This is a genomic window from Leifsonia sp. KNZ12-8B, from assembly GCF_056755495.1.
In genome coordinates this window covers 1-16,705 of sequence record NZ_JBPGXM010000087.1, presented here as the reverse complement: position 1 = coordinate 16,705, position 16,705 = coordinate 1, and the positions used below count along the sequence as shown (strand labels likewise).

Annotated in this window: 14 protein-coding genes and 1 tRNA gene; 14 read left to right on the top strand and 1 reads right to left on the bottom strand. The window is 72.4% G+C overall.

The genetic code is table 11. The features are described from left to right. Window positions 1–31 precede the first annotated feature (31 nt). The 14 genes from ACR9ZG_RS12950 to ACR9ZG_RS12885 all read left to right on the top strand — a co-directional run bounded on the left by ACR9ZG_RS12950 (window position 32) and on the right by ACR9ZG_RS12885 (window position 14,952). Window positions 32–943 (top strand): carbohydrate ABC transporter permease, encoded by a 912-nt coding sequence (locus ACR9ZG_RS12950; protein WP_481285256.1) that lies wholly within the window; start codon window positions 32–34, stop codon window positions 941–943. Continuing rightward, window positions 940–3,330 (top strand): glycosyl hydrolase family 95 catalytic domain-containing protein, encoded by a 2,391-nt coding sequence (locus ACR9ZG_RS12945; RefSeq protein WP_481285255.1) that lies wholly within the window; start codon window positions 940–942, stop codon window positions 3,328–3,330. Before ACR9ZG_RS12950 ends, ACR9ZG_RS12945 begins: the two co-directional genes overlap by 4 nt. Before the next feature lie 7 nt (window positions 3,331–3,337). After that, window positions 3,338–4,681, top strand: coding sequence for an ABC transporter substrate-binding protein (locus ACR9ZG_RS12940; RefSeq protein ID WP_481285254.1), 1,344 nt, complete (start codon window positions 3,338–3,340; stop codon window positions 4,679–4,681). A gap of 78 nt (window positions 4,682–4,759) precedes the next feature. Continuing rightward, a complete protein-coding gene (locus ACR9ZG_RS12935; RefSeq protein ID WP_481285253.1) occupies window positions 4,760–5,926 on the top strand; it encodes an ROK family protein in 1,167 nt (388 codons plus the stop codon). A gap of 17 nt (window positions 5,927–5,943) precedes the next feature. Then, window positions 5,944–7,035 carry a mandelate racemase/muconate lactonizing enzyme family protein gene (locus ACR9ZG_RS12930; protein WP_481285252.1) on the top strand — a complete coding sequence of 364 codons (1,092 nt, stop codon included), beginning with the start codon at window positions 5,944–5,946 and terminating at the stop codon, window positions 7,033–7,035. A gap of 35 nt (window positions 7,036–7,070) precedes the next feature. Continuing rightward, window positions 7,071–7,925, top strand: a complete 855-nt coding sequence (locus ACR9ZG_RS12925) for a PHP domain-containing protein (RefSeq protein WP_481285251.1) — start codon at window positions 7,071–7,073, stop codon at window positions 7,923–7,925. Between the two features lie 172 nt (window positions 7,926–8,097). Continuing rightward, on the top strand, window positions 8,098–8,859 hold the full coding sequence (locus ACR9ZG_RS12920; protein WP_481285250.1) for an SDR family oxidoreductase: 762 nt from the start codon (window positions 8,098–8,100) through the stop codon (window positions 8,857–8,859). A 9-nt stretch (window positions 8,860–8,868) separates the two neighbouring features. Next, a complete protein-coding gene (locus ACR9ZG_RS12915; RefSeq protein WP_481285249.1) occupies window positions 8,869–9,762 on the top strand; it encodes an RNA polymerase sigma-70 factor in 894 nt (297 codons plus the stop codon). 85 nt (window positions 9,763–9,847) lie between these two features. Continuing rightward, window positions 9,848–11,188: an NAD(P)/FAD-dependent oxidoreductase gene (locus ACR9ZG_RS12910; protein ID WP_481285248.1), complete on the top strand. Its 1,341-nt coding sequence runs from the start codon at window positions 9,848–9,850 to the stop codon at window positions 11,186–11,188. Further along, window positions 11,188–12,843 (top strand): cytochrome bc1 complex cytochrome b subunit, encoded by a 1,656-nt coding sequence (gene qcrB, locus ACR9ZG_RS12905; RefSeq protein WP_481285247.1) that lies wholly within the window; start codon window positions 11,188–11,190, stop codon window positions 12,841–12,843. Before ACR9ZG_RS12910 ends, qcrB begins: the two co-directional genes overlap by 1 nt. After that, a complete protein-coding gene (locus tag ACR9ZG_RS12900; RefSeq protein ID WP_481285246.1) occupies window positions 12,794–13,243 on the top strand; it encodes a hypothetical protein in 450 nt (149 codons plus the stop codon). The genes qcrB and ACR9ZG_RS12900 overlap by 50 nt, the downstream gene beginning before the upstream one ends. Window positions 13,244–13,611: 368 nt before the next feature. Further along, window positions 13,612–13,899, top strand: coding sequence for a helix-turn-helix domain-containing protein (locus tag ACR9ZG_RS12895; RefSeq protein WP_481285245.1), 288 nt, complete (start codon window positions 13,612–13,614; stop codon window positions 13,897–13,899). A 93-nt stretch (window positions 13,900–13,992) separates the two neighbouring features. After that, window positions 13,993–14,077 (top strand) — tRNA-Tyr (locus ACR9ZG_RS12890). 62 nt (window positions 14,078–14,139) lie between these two features. Next, entirely contained in the window at window positions 14,140–14,952 is an 813-nt protein-coding gene (locus ACR9ZG_RS12885; RefSeq protein WP_481285244.1) for an inositol monophosphatase family protein, read from the top strand. Between the two features lie 16 nt (window positions 14,953–14,968). Here ACR9ZG_RS12885 and ACR9ZG_RS12880 read toward each other — a convergent pair whose 3' ends face one another. Further along, window positions 14,969–16,621 carry a glycoside hydrolase family 13 protein gene (locus tag ACR9ZG_RS12880; RefSeq protein ID WP_481285243.1) on the bottom strand — a complete coding sequence of 551 codons (1,653 nt, stop codon included), beginning with the start codon at window positions 16,619–16,621 and terminating at the stop codon, window positions 14,969–14,971. Window positions 16,622–16,705 lie beyond the last annotated feature (84 nt).

Genomic DNA, 16,705 nt, shown 5'->3' with positions numbered 1-16,705 from the left:
GGCCTTCAACATCTTCTTCCTGCGGCAGTTCATGCTGGGGCGGTCGACGGAGGTCGAGGAGGCCGCTCTGATCGACGGCGCCGGCCGGACCGTCGCCTGGGTCTACCTGACCGTGATCGTCGTCATCACGGTGTTCCCCTTCTACTGGATGCTGCGCTCGGCGCTCTCGAACAACTATGCGATGATCGCGAACCCGTCGTCGCCGCTGCCCGTCGGCTTCACCTTCGGGCCGTTCCTGCGGGTGCTCGGGCTGGAGGACCCGCAGGAGGCGATCGCCCAGGGCGGGTCGGGCGCGACCGTGCAGATCCTGCACTACCTGCTCAACTCGGTCGTGTACGCGACCGTCTCGACCGTGCTCATCGTCTTCTTCTCGCTGATCGCCGCGTACGCGTTCGCGCGGCTGCAGTGGCGGGGGCGCGAGCTCGTCTTCTCGCTGTTCCTGGCGGCGCTCATGGTGCCTGGCATCCTGACCCTGCTGCCGAACTTCGTGCTCATCAAGGAGCTCGGCCTCCTGAACACCTTCGCCGGCATGATCCTGCCGGGCGCGCTGTTCTCGGCCTTCAACATCTTCTTCCTGCGGCAGTTCATGCTGGGGCTGTCGACGGAGGTCGAGGAGGCCGCTCTGATCGACGGCGCCGGCCGGCTGCGGGTGCTGTTCCGGCTGACCCTGCCGATGACCAGCGGGCCGATCATCACGCTGTCGATCCTCGGCTTCATCGGGGTGTGGAACGACTACTTCTGGCCGCTGCTGGTGACCACCGACTCCACGGTCCAGCCGCTCACGCTCGGCCTCGCGGTGTTCAAGCAGTCGTCGCCGCAGACGCAGCCGGACTGGGCGGGGCTGATGGCCGCCACCCTGATCGCGGCGCTGCCGATGCTCATCCTCTTCATGGTGTTCGGCAAGCGCATCGTGAACTCGATCGGGTTCTCGGGGCTGAAGTGACGGCGCAGACGCTCCAGCTCGCCTGGCGCGAGCCGGCCCGCAGCTGGGAGGAGGCCGTGCCGATCGGAGACGGCCGTCTCGGTGCGATGGTCTTCGGCGGAGCCGACGGCCGGTACCAGGTCAACGACGCCACGGTCTGGTCTGGCACGCCGGACGGGCCGCGGGAGGAGTTGCGCCGGGTGCTGGCGCAGGGCGCGGGCCCCGAGCGGCTTCGCGAGGTGCGCGAGGCCATCGCCGCCGGCGACCTCGATCGCGCGGAGGAGCTGCTGCTCACCTTCGAGGGCCGCTACAGCCAGGAGTTCCTGCCCTTCGTCGACCTGCTCGTCGGGCTGCCCGGTGCGAGGACGGCCGACGGGGAGCCCGCCCGCGTGCTCGACCTCGACCGCGCGGTCGTCGAGGAGGCGCTGCTGCTGGGCACCGCCCGCGTCACGCGCACCTCTCGGGTGGCGGGCGGTGCGCTGCTGATCTCCATCGCCTCGGACGAGCCGCTGCCGGAGGTCCGCCTCGCGCTGAGCACGCCGCTGCGCGAGCGGGGGCGCACGGCAGAGCCGGGGGAGGACGGGATGCTCGTGCTCGACCTCGCCGTCCCGGTCGACGGTGCGCCCCTCCATGAGACCTCCGTCGTCCCGCCGCTGCGCTACGCGGAACCGGGCGACGGGTACGACGGCTTCGCCGCCGCGGTCCTCGCGGTGCGGAGCGACGGCACGACGGAGACCGACGACTCCGGTCTGACGATCCGTCGTGCGCGTCGGCTGCTGATCGCCCTCTCGTCGTCGACCCGCGCTGAGTCGTGGTGGGCCGGCGCTGACGACGAGTGGCGGACCGTCTCACCCGAGACGATCCGGGACCGCGCCAGGAGCCGTGCCCTCGACGCCATCGCCGGGGGCACGGCACCGGCCGCGGGGCGACGCGACGGCCGGTGGGAGGTCGACGCCGACATCCTCCGCGGCGATGACGACGGCCTCCGGGCGACGATCGCCGCCGAGTACGGCCGCTACCTGCTCGCCTCCTCGTCGCGCGCCGGCAGCCCCGCGGCCAACCTCCAGGGCATCTGGAACGGGGAGCTCCGCCCGGCGTGGTCGTCGAACTACACGATCAACATCAACACGCAGATGAACTACTGGGCGGCGGGTCCGCTCGGTCTCACGGCCGACGCCGAGCCGCAGCTCGCCCTCGTCGAGCGGATCGCCGCGACCGGCCGCGACGTCGCCCGCGAGCTGTACGGCGCCCGCGGCTGGGTCGCGCACCACAACAGCGACCTCTGGGGCTGGAGCCTCCCGGTCGGGATGGGGCACGGCGCGCCGAGCTGGGCGATCTGGATGATGGGCGGCGTCTGGCTCTGCCACTCGCTCTGGGACCACTACGAGTTCAGCGACGACACCGCGCTGCTGCGCGAGCGGATCTGGCCGCTGCTGCGCGGCGCGACCGAGTTCTGCTTGGACTGGCTCCAGGTCGGGGAGACGGGAGAGGGCACGTTCTCGCCCTCCACCTCTCCGGAGAACATGTACCTCGACGCCGACGGCACCCCCCGCGCCCTCGGCCTCACGGCCACGATGGACCGCGAGCTGGTCCGCTCGCTCTTCCGGCGCGCACTGCGCGCGATGGACGTGCTCGGCCTGGACGACCCGCTGCGGCCGGAGGTGGAGGCGGCGATCGCCGTCCTCCCGGAGCCCGGCATCGGGCGTGACGGCCGGCTGCTCGAGTGGTCGCGCGAGGTCCCAGAGCACGAGCCGGCGCACCGGCACCTCTCGCCGCTGGTCGGCCTCCACCCGCTCGACCTCACCACTCCGGAGGGGACGCCGGAACGGGCCGCCGCCTCCCGGCGGTCCCTCGACGCCCGCGGCGACGGCGCGATGGGCTGGTCGTGGGCGTGGAAGATCGCCCTCCGCGCCCGGCTGGGCGACGGCGAGGCCGCGCACGAGCTGCTGCGGCAGGCGCTGACGCCGTACGACGGGGACGCACGCCGACACGGGCCGGTCGACGGCTCGGAGTGGGGCGGGCTGCTGCCCAACCTGTTCAGCACGCACCCGCCGTTCCAGATCGACGGCAACCTCGGCTTCCCGGCCGCCATCGCCGAGCTGCTGCTGCAGAGCCACGCGGGAACGCTGCACCTGCTCCCCGCTCTGCCCGCCGCGTGGCGGGAGGGACATGTCAGCGGGCTCGGCGCCCGCGGCGGCCTGTCCGTCGATCTGAGCTGGTCGGCGGGCCGCCTCGAGCGCGCCGTCCTGCGCAACCCGCACCCCGAGCCGCGCACGCATCGCGTGCGCTACGGGGACACCGACCTCGACGTGCGCATCCCCGCGCGGGGGGAGCACGTCGTCACGAACCCACCACAACAACCCACCCCCATCCCGACACCGACGATGGTGTCCGGGCAATCACAGTGAGGAACTCATGAAGAAGCTCCGCATCATCGCCGGCATCGCCGCGGCCGGAATCGCGGCCCTCGGCCTCGCCGGGTGCTCGACCGACGGCGGCGGTTCCGGCGACAAAGTCACCGTCAACTGGTGGACCTGGGACGACCACCAGGCCGCGAACTACAAGCTCTGCATCCCCGGCTTCGAGAAGGCCAACCCCGACATCACGGTCAAGATCTCGCAGTACAACGTGAACGACTACTTCACCAAGCTGACCGCCGGGTTCGTCTCGGGCACCGCCCCGGACGCCTTCCAGAACAGCGTGCCGCTGCTCGGCCAGTACGCCGGTCAGAAGCAGATCATGCCGCTCGACGACCTGATTAAGAAGACCGACTTCGACCTGAAGAAGTTCGACATCGGCGTCGACTCGTGGAAGTACACCGACGGCAAGCAGTACGGCATCCCGCTCGACTGGGCCGGCTCGGCGATCTACTTCAACGAGGACATGGTCAAGGCGGCCGGCCTCACCGACCAGGACATCAAGACGATGACCTGGAACCCCGACGACGGCGGCACGTTCGACAAGATCGTCTCGCACCTGACGGTCGACGCGAACGGCAAGCGCGGCGACGAGCCCGGCTTCGACAAGGCGCACGTGAAGACGTACGGCATCGGAACGCTCGCGGCCGGCGACTTCAACGGCCAGACCTCCTGGAACCCGTTCGTCACCACCCTGGGCTGGAAGCTCGCCGGCGACGTGAAGGCGTGGCCGACGTCGCTGCCCTTCGACGACCCGCGCCTGGCCAAGACGCTCGACTACGTCCGCACCCTCGGCGACCGCGGGCTGATGCCGAAGTTCGGCCAGTTCACCGTCTCGGCGTCCGAGCAGATGGGCGCCGGTCAGGTCGCCATGGCCCAGGACGGCACCTGGAACGCGACGACCATCACCAAGGTCCCGAACCTGAAGGTGGGCATCGCGCCGACCGTGCAGGGACCGGACGGTCGCGGCATGATCAGCAACTCGAACGCGAACAACATCTTCGTGGGCACCAAGCACGTCGACCAGACGTGGAAGTGGGTCTCGTACATGGGCACGGTCGAGTGCCAGACGATCGCGGGCAAGACGGCCACGTTCCTCCCCTCGATCGCGGAGGCGCTGCAGTCGACCGTCGACGCGCAGAAGGCCGACGGCGTCGACATCTCGAGCTTCGTCGACGCGCTCGAGAAGGGCGAGCTGTACCCCTCGCCGCCGGTCGCCAACGGACAGGAGCTGACCGATACGCTTCAGCCCATGTTCGAAGCGTTCTTCAACGGCGACGGGACGACGTCGTTCCTGAAGACGGCGCAGGAGAAGTCGGAAGAGATCCTCGCCAAGAAGTAGCAGTCCGGGTGCGGGGGGGGGGGGGGCCCCCCCCCCCCCCCCCCCCCCCCCCCACCTGCCCGACAGAGGGAGCACCCCATGAACGACGAGACGCAGACGCGGACAGCGCTGCTCGGTTCGTCGTCGGACGCGGCCACCCGCGTCTTCACCACGATCCTCACCCGCAGCCCGATCAGCCGGATCGACGTCGCCCGCATCACCGGGCTGTCGCAGGCCGCCGTCACCAAGGCGGTCACGCCGCTGGTCGCCGCGGGGCTCGTGAACGACACCCTCGACGCGAAGCCGACCGGCCTCCCCGGGCGCCCGGTGAGCCCGGTCGCCGTCGTGCCGGACGCCGTCGTCGCCCTGGGCGTGAAGGTGAACGTCGACGAGCTCGTCGGAGTCGCGACCGACCTGACGACGCGCATCATCACCTCCGACCGCCTCCCGCTGACCTCGCACGACCCGGTGGCCGTCGCCGACGCCATCGTCGAGATGTGCGACCGGCTGGAGCGGGGGCTCGGCGGGCTGGAGTCGCGGCTCGCGAGCGTCGGGGTCGCGGTCTCGGGCGACGTCGACACCGAGACCGGGGTGGTCCGCGACTCCGCGCTGATGGGCTGGCGCGGGGTGGAGCTGGGCGCGGCGCTCCGCGAACGGCTCGGCCTGAACGTCGTCGTCGACAACGACGTGCGCGCGCTGACGGTCGGCGAGCACTGGTTCGGCGTCGGGCTCGGCACGAACTCGTTCGCGATCGTCACGATCGGTCGCGGCATCGGCAGCGGCCTGCACCTGAACGGCGAGGTCGTGGAGGGTGCGTACGGCGTCGCGGGCGAGATCGGCCACCTCCCGCTGACCTCGCCCGACCGCATCTGCGCGTGCGGACGCCGGGGCTGCGTGGAGGCGGTCGCCGCCACCAGCGCGATCGTCGCCGCCGTCTCGGCTGCCCACGGCAGGGAGGTCTCCATCGAGGAGGCCGTCGACCTCGCCCGCTCGGGCGACGCCGCGGCCGCCGACGCGTTCGGCGAGGCCGGAGCGGTGATCGGGAGGGCCATCGCCAGTCTCGTGAACATGGTCGGGCCCGAGCTCGTCATCATCGGCGGCGAGGGCGTCGCCAACTTCGACCTGTTCGAGGAGCGCCTGCGCCGCTCCTACGGCGAGCACGTCTTCGCCTCCGCAGATCGCTGCCGCATCGTCGTGCGCCCGCACACGTTCGAGGACTGGGCGCGCGGGGCCGCGGCGAGCGCCATCCGCTCCCTCGTCGTCTGACCCCCGAAAGGACACCGGTGGACTCCACCATCGTCAGCGCCGAGGCGTGGTTGAGCGACCTCGCCGTCGAGACGGTCCGCACCGACGCGGTGCAGTCGTTCCTCAAGCAGGAGACGATCTTCGTCCGGCTGCGCACCGCCGACGGCGCGGAGGGCATCGGCTACAGCTACACGATCGGCACGGGCGGCCGCGCGGTGCTGAGCCTGCTGCGCGAGACGCTGCTCCCGGCGCTGACCGGGAAGGACGTCGGCCGGCCGGAGGACGTCTGGCGGTCCCTCCACGCGACGACGCGTGCGACCTCGGTCGGCGTCATCACCTCCCTCGCCCTCGCCGCCGTCGACACCGCGGTGTGGGACGCCCGCTGCCGATCGGCGGGGGTGCCGCTGTGGCAGGCGGCGGGAGGCGCCCAGCCGAGCATCCCGCTCTACGACACCGAGGGAGGCTGGCTGCACCTCGGCACGGACGAGCTCGTCGAGCAGGCCGTCGCGTCGCAGCGCCGGGGTCTCCGCGGCATCAAGCTCAAGGTGGGCAAACCGACCGCCCGCGAGGACGCCGAGCGCCTCGCCGCCGTGCGCGCGGCGGTCGGCCAGGACCTCGACATCATGGTCGACGCCAACCAGTCGCTGACGGCAGCCGAGGCGATCCGCCGGGCCGCGCTGTTCGAGGAGCTCGACATCGGCTGGTTCGAGGAGCCGCTGCCCGCGGAGGACGTCGCCGGCCATCGGCGGCTGGCCGCCTCGACCAGCGTGCCCGTCGCGGTGGGCGAGTCCATCTACTCGGTCGGGCACTTCCGCGAGTACCTGCAGGCCGAGGCGGCCTCCATCATCCAGGTCGACGTGGCACGGGTGGGCGGCATCACGCCGTGGCTGAAGGTGGCGCACCTGGCAGAGGCCTTCAACGTCGCGGTGGCGCCGCACTTCCTCATGGAGCTGCACGTCTCGCTCTGCTGCGCCGTCCCCAACGCGCTCTATCTGGAGCACATCCCGCAGCTGCGCGCCGTCACGCGCTCGGAGCTGACCGTTCGCGAGGGTCGGGCGCTCGCACCGTCGACGCCCGGGCTCGGCATCGAGTGGGACCTCGACGCCGTCGACGACCTCCGCGTCGCCTGAGCGGGCCGGCACCCTCCCCGGGCTAGCATCGCGGCATGGGGATGCTGCCGGGCGACGGGCATGTGCACAGCGAGTGGTCGTGGGACACCGGGGGCCCGCGGTCGGAGGCGGTCGGCCGGATGCGGGAGACCTGCGCGCAGGCGGAGCGGATCGGGCTGCCGGCCCTGGTCTTCACCGAGCACCTCGACATCCCCGGCAGCTGGCGGGCGGAGCCCGGCGACCTGATGCCGCACCAGCGGCACTACGTGCAGCCGGACGGCCGTGTCGTGTTCGAGCCGCTCGATGCCGACGGGTACTTCGAGAGCATCGACCGGGTGCGGCATGAGTTCCCCGGGCTGCGCATCCTCACCGGGGTGGAGTTCGGGCAGCCGCACCTGTTCGAGGCGGAGGCTCGGAGCATCGTGGACCTGAGCCGGTTCGACCGGATCAACGGGTCCCTCCACACGCTCGACCTGGGCGGCGGGCGCGCGGAGCCCAGCCGGCTGCTGCACGAGCATCCCGCGGCGGAGGTCATGGAGGCGTATCTCGCCGAGATCCCGGTCATGGTGGCGGGCTCGGACGCCTTCGAGGTCTTCACGCACATCGACTACGCGCTCCGGCACTGGCCGAGCGACGACGCAGGACCGTTCGATCCGCGGGAGTTCGAGGGCGCCATCCGCGCGGCCATGCGGTCGATCGCGCAGAGCGGCCGCGCCCTCGAGCTCAACACGCGACGGCTCTGGTCCTGGGTGCCGCAGTGGTGGGCCGAGGAGGGCGGCGAGCGGATCACGTTCGCGAGCGACGCGCACGTGCCCGGCGCGCTGGCGAGCCGGTTCCCGGAGGCGGTCATCCTGGCGGAGACGTTCGGATTCCGGCCCGGCAGCACCCCCGAGGAGCCGTGGCGGCGGTAGGGCGCCCCGATCAGCGCGCGCTTCGATCAGCGCGCGGTCGGCGCGGCCGCCTGGGCGATGAGCGTGCTCGTGGAGGTGGTGACGAGTTGTGACTGCCGTGTCACAAACCGGCCCTCTGCTCGGTCGTAGCAGGTGACGCGGGCGGGCGCCCGCGTCGGAAACGGAGAAGAGCATGAGGATCGTCGTCATCGGAGGAACCGGCCTGATCGGCCGCCGGCTGGTCGAGCTGCTGCGCGAGCGCGGGCACGAGGCGGTGGCGGCGTCGCCGTCGACCGGCGTCGACACGGTCACCGGGGAGGGACTCGCGGAGGCGCTCGCCGGTGCGGACGTCGTGGTCGACGTGCCCAACGCGCCGTCGTTCGAAGACGGGCCGGTGCTCGACTTCTTCGAGCGCTCGACCGGCAACCTGGTGGCGGCGGAGCAGGCGGCGGGCGTCGGGCACCACGTCGTCCTCTCCATCGTCGGCGCCGACCGGATGCCCGACATCGGCTACATGCGGGCCAAGGTCGCGCAGGAGGGCATCGTCACCGGGAGCGGCATCCCCTTCACGGTCGTGCGGGCGGCGCAGTTCTTCGAGTTCATCCCCGCGCTGGCGGACGGGGCGACGCAGGGCGGCACGGCGACGCTCTCGGACGTGCTCATGCAGCCGATCGCCGCGGCCGACGTGTCGGCGGCGCTCGCCGAGGTGGCGGCGGCGGATCCGGCGAACGGCGTGATCGAGCTCGCGGGGCCGGAGCCGCTGCGCCTCGACGACCTCGCCCGGCGCGTGCTCGCCGCCCGCGGCGACAGCAGGACCGTCACCACCGATCCCTCCGCCGGCTACTTCGGCGGGACCGTGGACGACACCAGCCTCGTCCCCGGGAACGACCCGCGCGTGACAGACCAGCGGTTCGGCGCCACGACCTTCTCCCGGTGGCTGGAGGCCGGGCACTAGCATTCGACCATGTCCATCGGGAGCCCGGACGCGCAGGACCTCGACACGGCGGCGGAGACCTTCGCCGCCGTGCGTCCGCGCCTGTTCGGGATCGCGTACCGGATGCTCGGGACGGTCGCCGACGCCGAGGACCTCGTGCAGGAGACCTGGCTGCGCTGGCAGGCGTACGACCGGTCGAGCGTTCGTGAGCCTGCGGCCTTCCTCGCCACGACGATCACCCGGCTGGCGATCAACCAGGCGCAGTCGGCGCGCGCCCGCCGCGAGACCTACATCGGGCCGTGGCTGCCCGAGCCGGTGGACACCAGCGCCGACCCGTCGCGCGGCGCCGCGCGCGGGGAGGCGCTGGAGTTCGCCGTCCTCGTGCTGCTCGAGAAGCTGCAGCCGACCGAGCGCGCGGCCTACGTGCTGCGCGAGGCGTTCGACTACCCGTACGCGCAGATCGCCGACATCATCCAGTCGTCGGAGGCCTCGGCCCGGCAGCTCGTGAGCCGCGCGCGCAAGCACCTCACCGAGGAGAGGCACGTGCGCGAGGTGAGCCACGAGGAGCAGCGCAGGATGCTCGGCGCGTTCCTCGAGGCCGCGCAGTCGGGCGACATGGCCGCGCTCGAGAGCATCTTCACGGCCGACATCGTCAGCTACTCCGACGGCGGCGGCCTGGCGCGCGCCTCCCGCATCCCGGTGCGGACGAGGGAGGTCGTTGCCAAGTACGTGCACGCCTTCGCCGACCGGTTCTGGACCGGGGAGGTGCGGATCGTGGAGGCGAACGGCGGCCCCGCCGCGGTGCTCGTGCGCGACGGAGCGATCGCGGCGTTCATCGCGCTCGACGTGACGGCCGACGGCATCCGCCGCCTGCAGTGGGTGCTCAACCCGCAGAAGCTGGAGCGCCTGCCCATCCCGCGCTGAACCCGCACGCGGCCGTCACAAACGGCCGCCCTGTCCGGTCTTAACAGGTGAAGACACACCTGATCGGATCGGGAGGTTCATCGACATGCGTCGCATCCTCGTGGTGGGCGGCGGCTACGCCGGGTTCTACACGGCCTGGGGGCTCGAGAAGCGGCTCCGGCCGGGCGAGGCCGAGATCACGGTCGTCGACCCGCGCCCCTACATGACCTATCAGCCGTTCCTGCCGGAGGTGGCGGCCGGCTCGATCGAGGCCAGGCACGCGGCGATCTCGCTGCGCAGCCACCTCCGCCGCACGCGGCTCGTTCACGGCACCGTGACGCGGATCGAGCACGCGCGGCGCACCGCGACCGTGCAGCCGCGCGACGGGGAGCCGTTCGAGCTCGGGTACGACATCGTCGTGGTCACCGCCGGCGCGGTCACCCGCACCTTCCCGATCTCCGGCATCACCGAGCACGCCATCGGCATGAAGCACGTGGAGGAGGCGGTCGCCATCCGCGACCGCCTGCTCGACGCCTTCGACCGCGCCTCGCTCCTCCCGCCAGGGCCGGAGCGGTCGCGGCTGCTGACCGTGACCTTCGTCGGCGGCGGGTTCTCGGGCGTCGAGGGCTTCGCCGAGCTGCTCTCGCTCGCCACGGCCCTCCTCCGCTCGTACCCGGAGCTGCGGTTCGACGACCTGTCGTTCCACCTCGTGGAGGCCCGCGACCGCATCCTGCCCGAGGTCACCGACCGGCCGGGCGAGTGGGTGGTGCGGCACCTCGTGGAGCGCGGGGCGCGCATCCACCTCGGCGCTCAGCTGCTGTCGGCAGAGGGCGGCCACCTCGTGCTGTCCACCGGCGAGGAGTTCGACTCGCACACCATCGTGTGGACGGCGGGTAACGGGGCCAACCCGGTCGTCGCCAACAACACCGACCTGCCGGTCACCGCGCGCGGCTCGGTTATCGTGCGGCCGGACCTGCGGGTCGGCACGGCCGACGAGGTCGTCCCAGACGCCTGGGCGGCGGGAGACGACGCGGCGGTCCCCGACCTCGCCGCCGGGGTGGAGGGTGCTGTCACCGTGCCCAACGCCCAGCACGCCGTGCGCCAGGGGCGCCTGCTCGCGAAGAACATCGCCGCGTCGCTGCACGGCGGTCGCGTCCGCGACTACGTGCACCACAGCCTCGGCGTCGTGGCGACGCTCGGGCTCGGGAAGGGGATCTTCCAGTGGCGCGGCATCGTGATCACCGGGTTCCTCGCCTGGGTCATGCACCGGGGGTATCACGTGCTCGCCATTCCGACGTGGGAGCGCAAGGTGCGCGTGGCGCTGGTCTGGGCGACCGCGGTGCTGTTCGGGCGCGACATCGTCTCGCTGCTGTCGGTGCAGCATCCGCGCCGGGCGTTCCTGCGCGGCGGACGGCCCGAGGCCGAGATCGATGCGGGGAGCCTCTGATGCCCGTGCGTCGGCGCCGCCGCGCCTCCTTCACCGACCGGCTCGCCGGCCTCGCCGCCGGATCCGCCGCCGGCCGACGGGCCGGCGGCCTCCGCGCCGAGCTCGCCTCGCGCCGGGTGCCGCTGCACTGGACGAACCTGTTCGGCGTCGTCGCCGCGGCCTCCGTCGTCGTGCTGTTCGTGACCGGCTTCGTGCTGATGTTCGCGTACTCGCCGACCAGCGACCGCGTCGTCTATGACGGCCCGTACGCCCCGCTCGCCGGCGTGGAGATGTCGAAGGCGCTGCAGTCGACCCTCGCGATCTCGTTCGAGCTGCCCGGCGGGCTGCTGCTGCGGCAGGCGCACCACTGGGCGGCCCTGCTGCTGCCCGCCGCCCTCATGCTGCAGCTCGCCGTGTCGTTCTTCACGGGCGCGTTCCGCCGCCCGCGCCGGCTCTCGTGGGTGCTACTGTTCGGCCTGCTGATCGTGGCGCTGGCCGGCGGCTGGAGCGGCTACGCCCTCCCGGACGACATGCTGTCCGGCACCGGCCTGCGCATCGTCGAGGGGATCGTGCTCGGCATCCCGGTGATCGGCACCTGGCTGTCGTGGCTGCTGTTCGGCGGCGAGTTCCCCGGCCGGATCATCGAGAACCTCTACCCGATCCACGTCGCGGTCGTGCCCGTGCTGCTCGTGCTGCTGTACGCGGCCCGCGCGCGGCTGGCGTATCGCGACGGCTCGGCGCGGTATCCGGGCGAGGGGAGGGCCGTCGGCGTGCCCGTGTGGCCGAACCTCGCCGTCCGTGCGGGCGGCCTGCTCGCCGTGGTGTGCGGCGCGCTCGTACTCGTCGCAGCCACCGTCACGATCAGCCCGATCTGGCACTACGGGCCGTCCTCGCCCGGCGACGCCTCCGCCGGCAGCCAGCCCGACTGGTACACCGGCTTCCTCGACGGCGCGCTGCGGCTCGTGCCGCCCGGCTGGGAGGTGGAGTGGCTCGGGCGCACCTGGACGCTCGCCGTCATCGTCCCGCTGGTGGTCGTCGGCCTGTACCTGGCCGTGCTCGCCCTCTATCCCTTCATCGAGGAGTGGCTGAGCGGGGACACCGCCGGGCACGACCTCCTGGACCGTCCGCGCAACGCGCCCACCCGCACCGGCCTCGGGGTCGCGGGGATCGTGTTCTACGCCGCGCTGTGGGGAGCGGGCAGCGCCGACCTCGTGGCCACGCACTTCCACGTGTCGGTGGAGGCGGTGGTGCACGCGTACCAGGCGGCGGTGATCCTCGGGCCGGTCGTCGCCTTCGTCGTGACGAGGCGGGTCTGCCTCGCCCTGGAGCGCAAGGACCGCGAGATCCTCCTCCACGGCTATGAGACGGGCCGCATCGTGCGGCTGCCCGGCGGCGAGTACGTCGAGCTGCACGGGGAGGTGGCGGCGCACGAGCGCTACCGCCTCGCCGGGCCCGAGCCGGCGCAGCCCTTCGAGGCGCGACCCCGGGCCGACGGGAGGCTGCGGATCGCCGACCGGCTGCGGTCGCGGGCGTCCCGGTTCTTCTTCGAGGACCGGCTGGCGCCGGTGGACGCCGCGAGCGCAGCCCTGCCGGCCGGCGGAGACCGTGGCGACGAGGGGCGGATCGATGACCACACGCGTGCGGAGGCTCCGGCGCGGGAGGCGGCGGCGCGATGAGCGTGCTCGCGCACGGCTCGCCGCGCGCTTCCGCGACGCCTACGCGGCGGACGACATCGCCGCCGTCGCCGCCGTGCTCGGGCCGGGCGTGCGGATGGAGGTCGACGCGGGGGTGGTCGCGGGAGACGCGGCCTCAGCCGGTGCGGGTGGCGTCGAGGCGGGTGCCGCAGGCGAATCGGGTGCGACCGTGGGCGTCCTCGCCGTCGTCGGCCGCCTCCAGGCCCTGCTCGGACCGGCCGACGGGTTGACACTCGAGGTCCGGTCGGTCAACGGCGGCCCGGGGATCCTCGCCTGCCGGGATGGCGCACCGGTCGCCGTGCTCGTCCTCGACGGCCGGGTGGGTGCGACGACCGCCCTGTGGGTCGTCGCGGACCGGCACAAGCTCGTGCGCTGGCGCTGAGGGACGGGCGGGCCTGAGCCGCTCCGGTCCTAGGCGGTCCGGGCCTCAGGCGGTCTGGGCCTCAGGCGGTCTGCGCCTTAGGCCGTCTGGGCCAGCTCCGCGTAGTAGGTGACGTGGCACCCGTCACCGTTGCACTCGACGCACACGGTGATCTCCTCACTGTGCTGCATCGGGTCGGCGCCCGATCCGTCACACCGTTCGCAAATCTCCAGGGTTCTCATGCCGACGATTCTGCGCCCGACCACCGACATCCCCGGCAGCGGGGCGGGAGTGTCGCGGATCGGCCGGCCGGCACGGCGATTCTGCTCTGAGCAGAAACGCTCGACGGGGTCGGCCCGGTCGGGCCCGCGGCGGCCTAGGCTGACGCCATGCTCATGCGCGACGCGATCGGCACGGTGCTCCGGAGGCTCCGGACGGAGCGCGGGATGACGCTGCGCGCGCTCTCGGAGGAGTCGCGGATCAGCACCCCGTACCTGTCCGAGATCGAGCGCGGCCGCAAGGAGGCGTCGAGCGAGATCCTCGCCGCGCTGTGCCGCGTGCTCGAGCTGGGGGAGGCCGAGCTGCTGACCCTCGTCGCGGCCGAGTTCTCCGGCGGCGAGGTGCTCACCCTCGTTCCGGAGGCCCCGCAGCAGGCGCCCCTCCTGCACGCCGCCTGACGGCGCCCGCCCCGATTTCGCGTGGGAGCGCCCGCCGAGTATTCTTGTGTGGCGCCTCCGGTCAGCAGCTGACTGGTGGTCGGGAGCGCGAATGGCGAGTTACCCAAGCGGCCAAAGGGATCTGACTGTAAATCAGCCGGCGTAGCCTTCGGGGGTTCGAATCCCTCACTCGCCACCATCGAAGGGACCGGGCATCGTGCCCGGTCCCTTTTCCGTTGCCCGACGTGCCACCCTTGTCCCATGCCCTCCAACGTCGAGCTGCAAGAGATCGCTGTCACCATCGCGCGGCGGGCCGCCGTGCTCGCCCAGCAGCGGAGGAGGGACGGCGTGGAGATCGCCGCCTCCAAGTCGAGTGTCGAGGACATCGTGACCAGGGCCGACCGGGAGGCCGAGACGCTGATCCGCGACGCCATCGCCGCCGCGCGGCCGCGGGACGGGTTCCTGGGCGAGGAGTCCGGGGCCGGTGAGGGGACGAGCGGTCTCACCTGGGTGGTCGATCCGATCGACGGGACCGTCAACTACTTCTATGGCATCCCCGCGTACGCCGTCAGCATCGCGGTGGTCGAGGGCGATCCCGACCCGGCGACCTGGACCGCGCTCGCCGGAGCCGTCGTCAACCCGGAGGCGGAAGAGGTGTTCGCGGCCGCCGCGGGGCACGGCGCCACCCGCAACGGCACGGCCCTGCACGTCAACGAGCGGGTGGAGCTGCCGCTCGCGCTGGTCGGCACCGGGTTCGGGTACGACCCGCAGGTGCGGCTGCGGCAGGCGGAGTTCCTGCAGCGGATCATCGGGTCGGTGCGCGACATCCGCCGCGCCGGCGCGGCCTCCCTCGACCTGTGCTCCGTCGCGGCAGGGCGGCTCGACGCATACTACGAGCGCGGGCTCAACCCGTGGGACCATGCGGCCGGCGCACTGATCGCCGCCGAGGCCGGCGCGAAGGTGGGCGGCCTCGACGGCGGCCCGGCCGGTAAGCGGCTGCTGCTCGCGGCCTCGCCCGCGCTGTACGACCAGCTGCACCCGATGATGCAGGAGTACTTCAGCGCCTGGGAGTGACCGCGAGCAGCGACGCTCAGCGCAGCCAGACCGTGGTGTCCTGCGGCAGCAGGCGCCCCTGAAGCGGACCGCTCTGCAGCACGATCTCGCCCTCGGGCAGCTCCACCGGCTCGGTGCCGAGGTTGACCACGACGGTCACCTCGCCCGAACGGAACAGGAGGGCGTCCTGGCCGACGTCCGACCACTCCAGCTCGCCGAACGCCAGGTCGTGCTCGCGGCGGGCGGCCAGCGCCTCCTGATACATGGTCAGCGTCGAGCCGGGCACGCCGCGCTGCGACTCGCGCGTGTACTGCGCCCACGACGCCGGCTGCGGCAGCCAGCTCCTCCCGCTCGGTCCGAAGCCGTACGACGGGTCGGTGCCCTCCCACGGGATCGGCACCCGGCAGCCGTCGCGGCCGTAGCGCTCGCCGCCGGTGCGGAACCAGGTCGGGTCCTGGCGCGCCTCGTCGGGCAGGTCGATCGCCTCCGGGAGGCCGAGCTCCTCGCCCTGGTAGAGGTACGCCGACCCCGGCAGGGCGAGCATGAGCGCGGTCGCGGCGCGGGCACGGCGGAGCGCGAAGGCGGGGTCGGGGATGCCCATGCTCTTCGGGCCGATGCCGTGGCCCTGCGGGTTGTCGCCGGTGAGGGCGAGGCGGGTCGCGTGGCGCACGACGTCGTGGTTCGACAGCACCCAGGTGCTCGGGGCGCCGACGCTGCCGAAGACCGAGATCGAGCGGTCGATCACCGTGCGGAGCGCGGCGGCGTCCCACGGCGTCTCGAGGTAGCCGAAGTTGAACGTCTGCTGCATCTCGTCCGGCCGGACCCAGCGGGCGAGCTTCTCCAGCGGCTCCACCCAGGCCTCGCCGCAGAGCACGCGGTCGCCCTCGTACTCGTCGAGCACCTTGTGCCAGTCGCGGTAGATCTCGTGCACGCCGTCCTGGCCGAAGTACGGCGGCGTGACCGGCTCGTGCTCGGCGTTGGCGTGGATCTCGGGCTCCAGCGGGATGCCGCCGGTCGTGGTCGGGACCTCGGCCCCGGTCATGCTGCCGGCCCCGGCGGGCGGGGTGTAGTCGGGGAGGCCCTCCTCCTTCACCATGCCGTGCGCGACGTCCACGCGGAAGCCGTCGACGCCGCGGTCGAGCCAGAAGCGCAGGATGCCGCGGAACTGCTCCCACACCCAGGGGTTCTCCCAGTCGAGGTCGGGCTGCGACTTGTCGAAGAGGTGGAGGTACCACTGGCCGGGCGTGCCGTCGGCCTCGGTGATGCGGGTCCAGGCGGGGCCGCCGAAGATCGACTCCCAGTTGTTCGGCGGCAGCTCGCCGTGCTCGCCCTGGCCCTCGCGGAACATGTAGCGGGCGCGCTCGGGGCTGCCGGGACCCGCGGCAAGCGCCTCCTGGAACCAGCGGTGGTCGCTGGAGGAGTGGTTGGGCACCAGGTCGATGATCACACGCAGGCCGAGGTCGTGCGCGGTGTTCAGCAGCACGTCGAAGTCCGTGAGCGTGCCGAAGCTCGGGTCGACGTCGCAGTAGTCGGCCACGTCGTAGCCGGCGTCGCGCTGCGGCGAGGTCTGGAACGGCGACAGCCAGACGGCGTCGACGCCCAGCTCGCGCAGGGCGGGCAGGCGGCGGGTGATGCCGGGCAGGTCGCCCATACCGTCGCCGTCCGCATCGGCGAACGAGCGCGGGTACACCTGGTAGATGACGGCGGAGCGCCACCATTCGCGGCCGGGCGTGCTCGGCGAGAGCGGGGAGGGGCCTGTCTCTTATACACATCT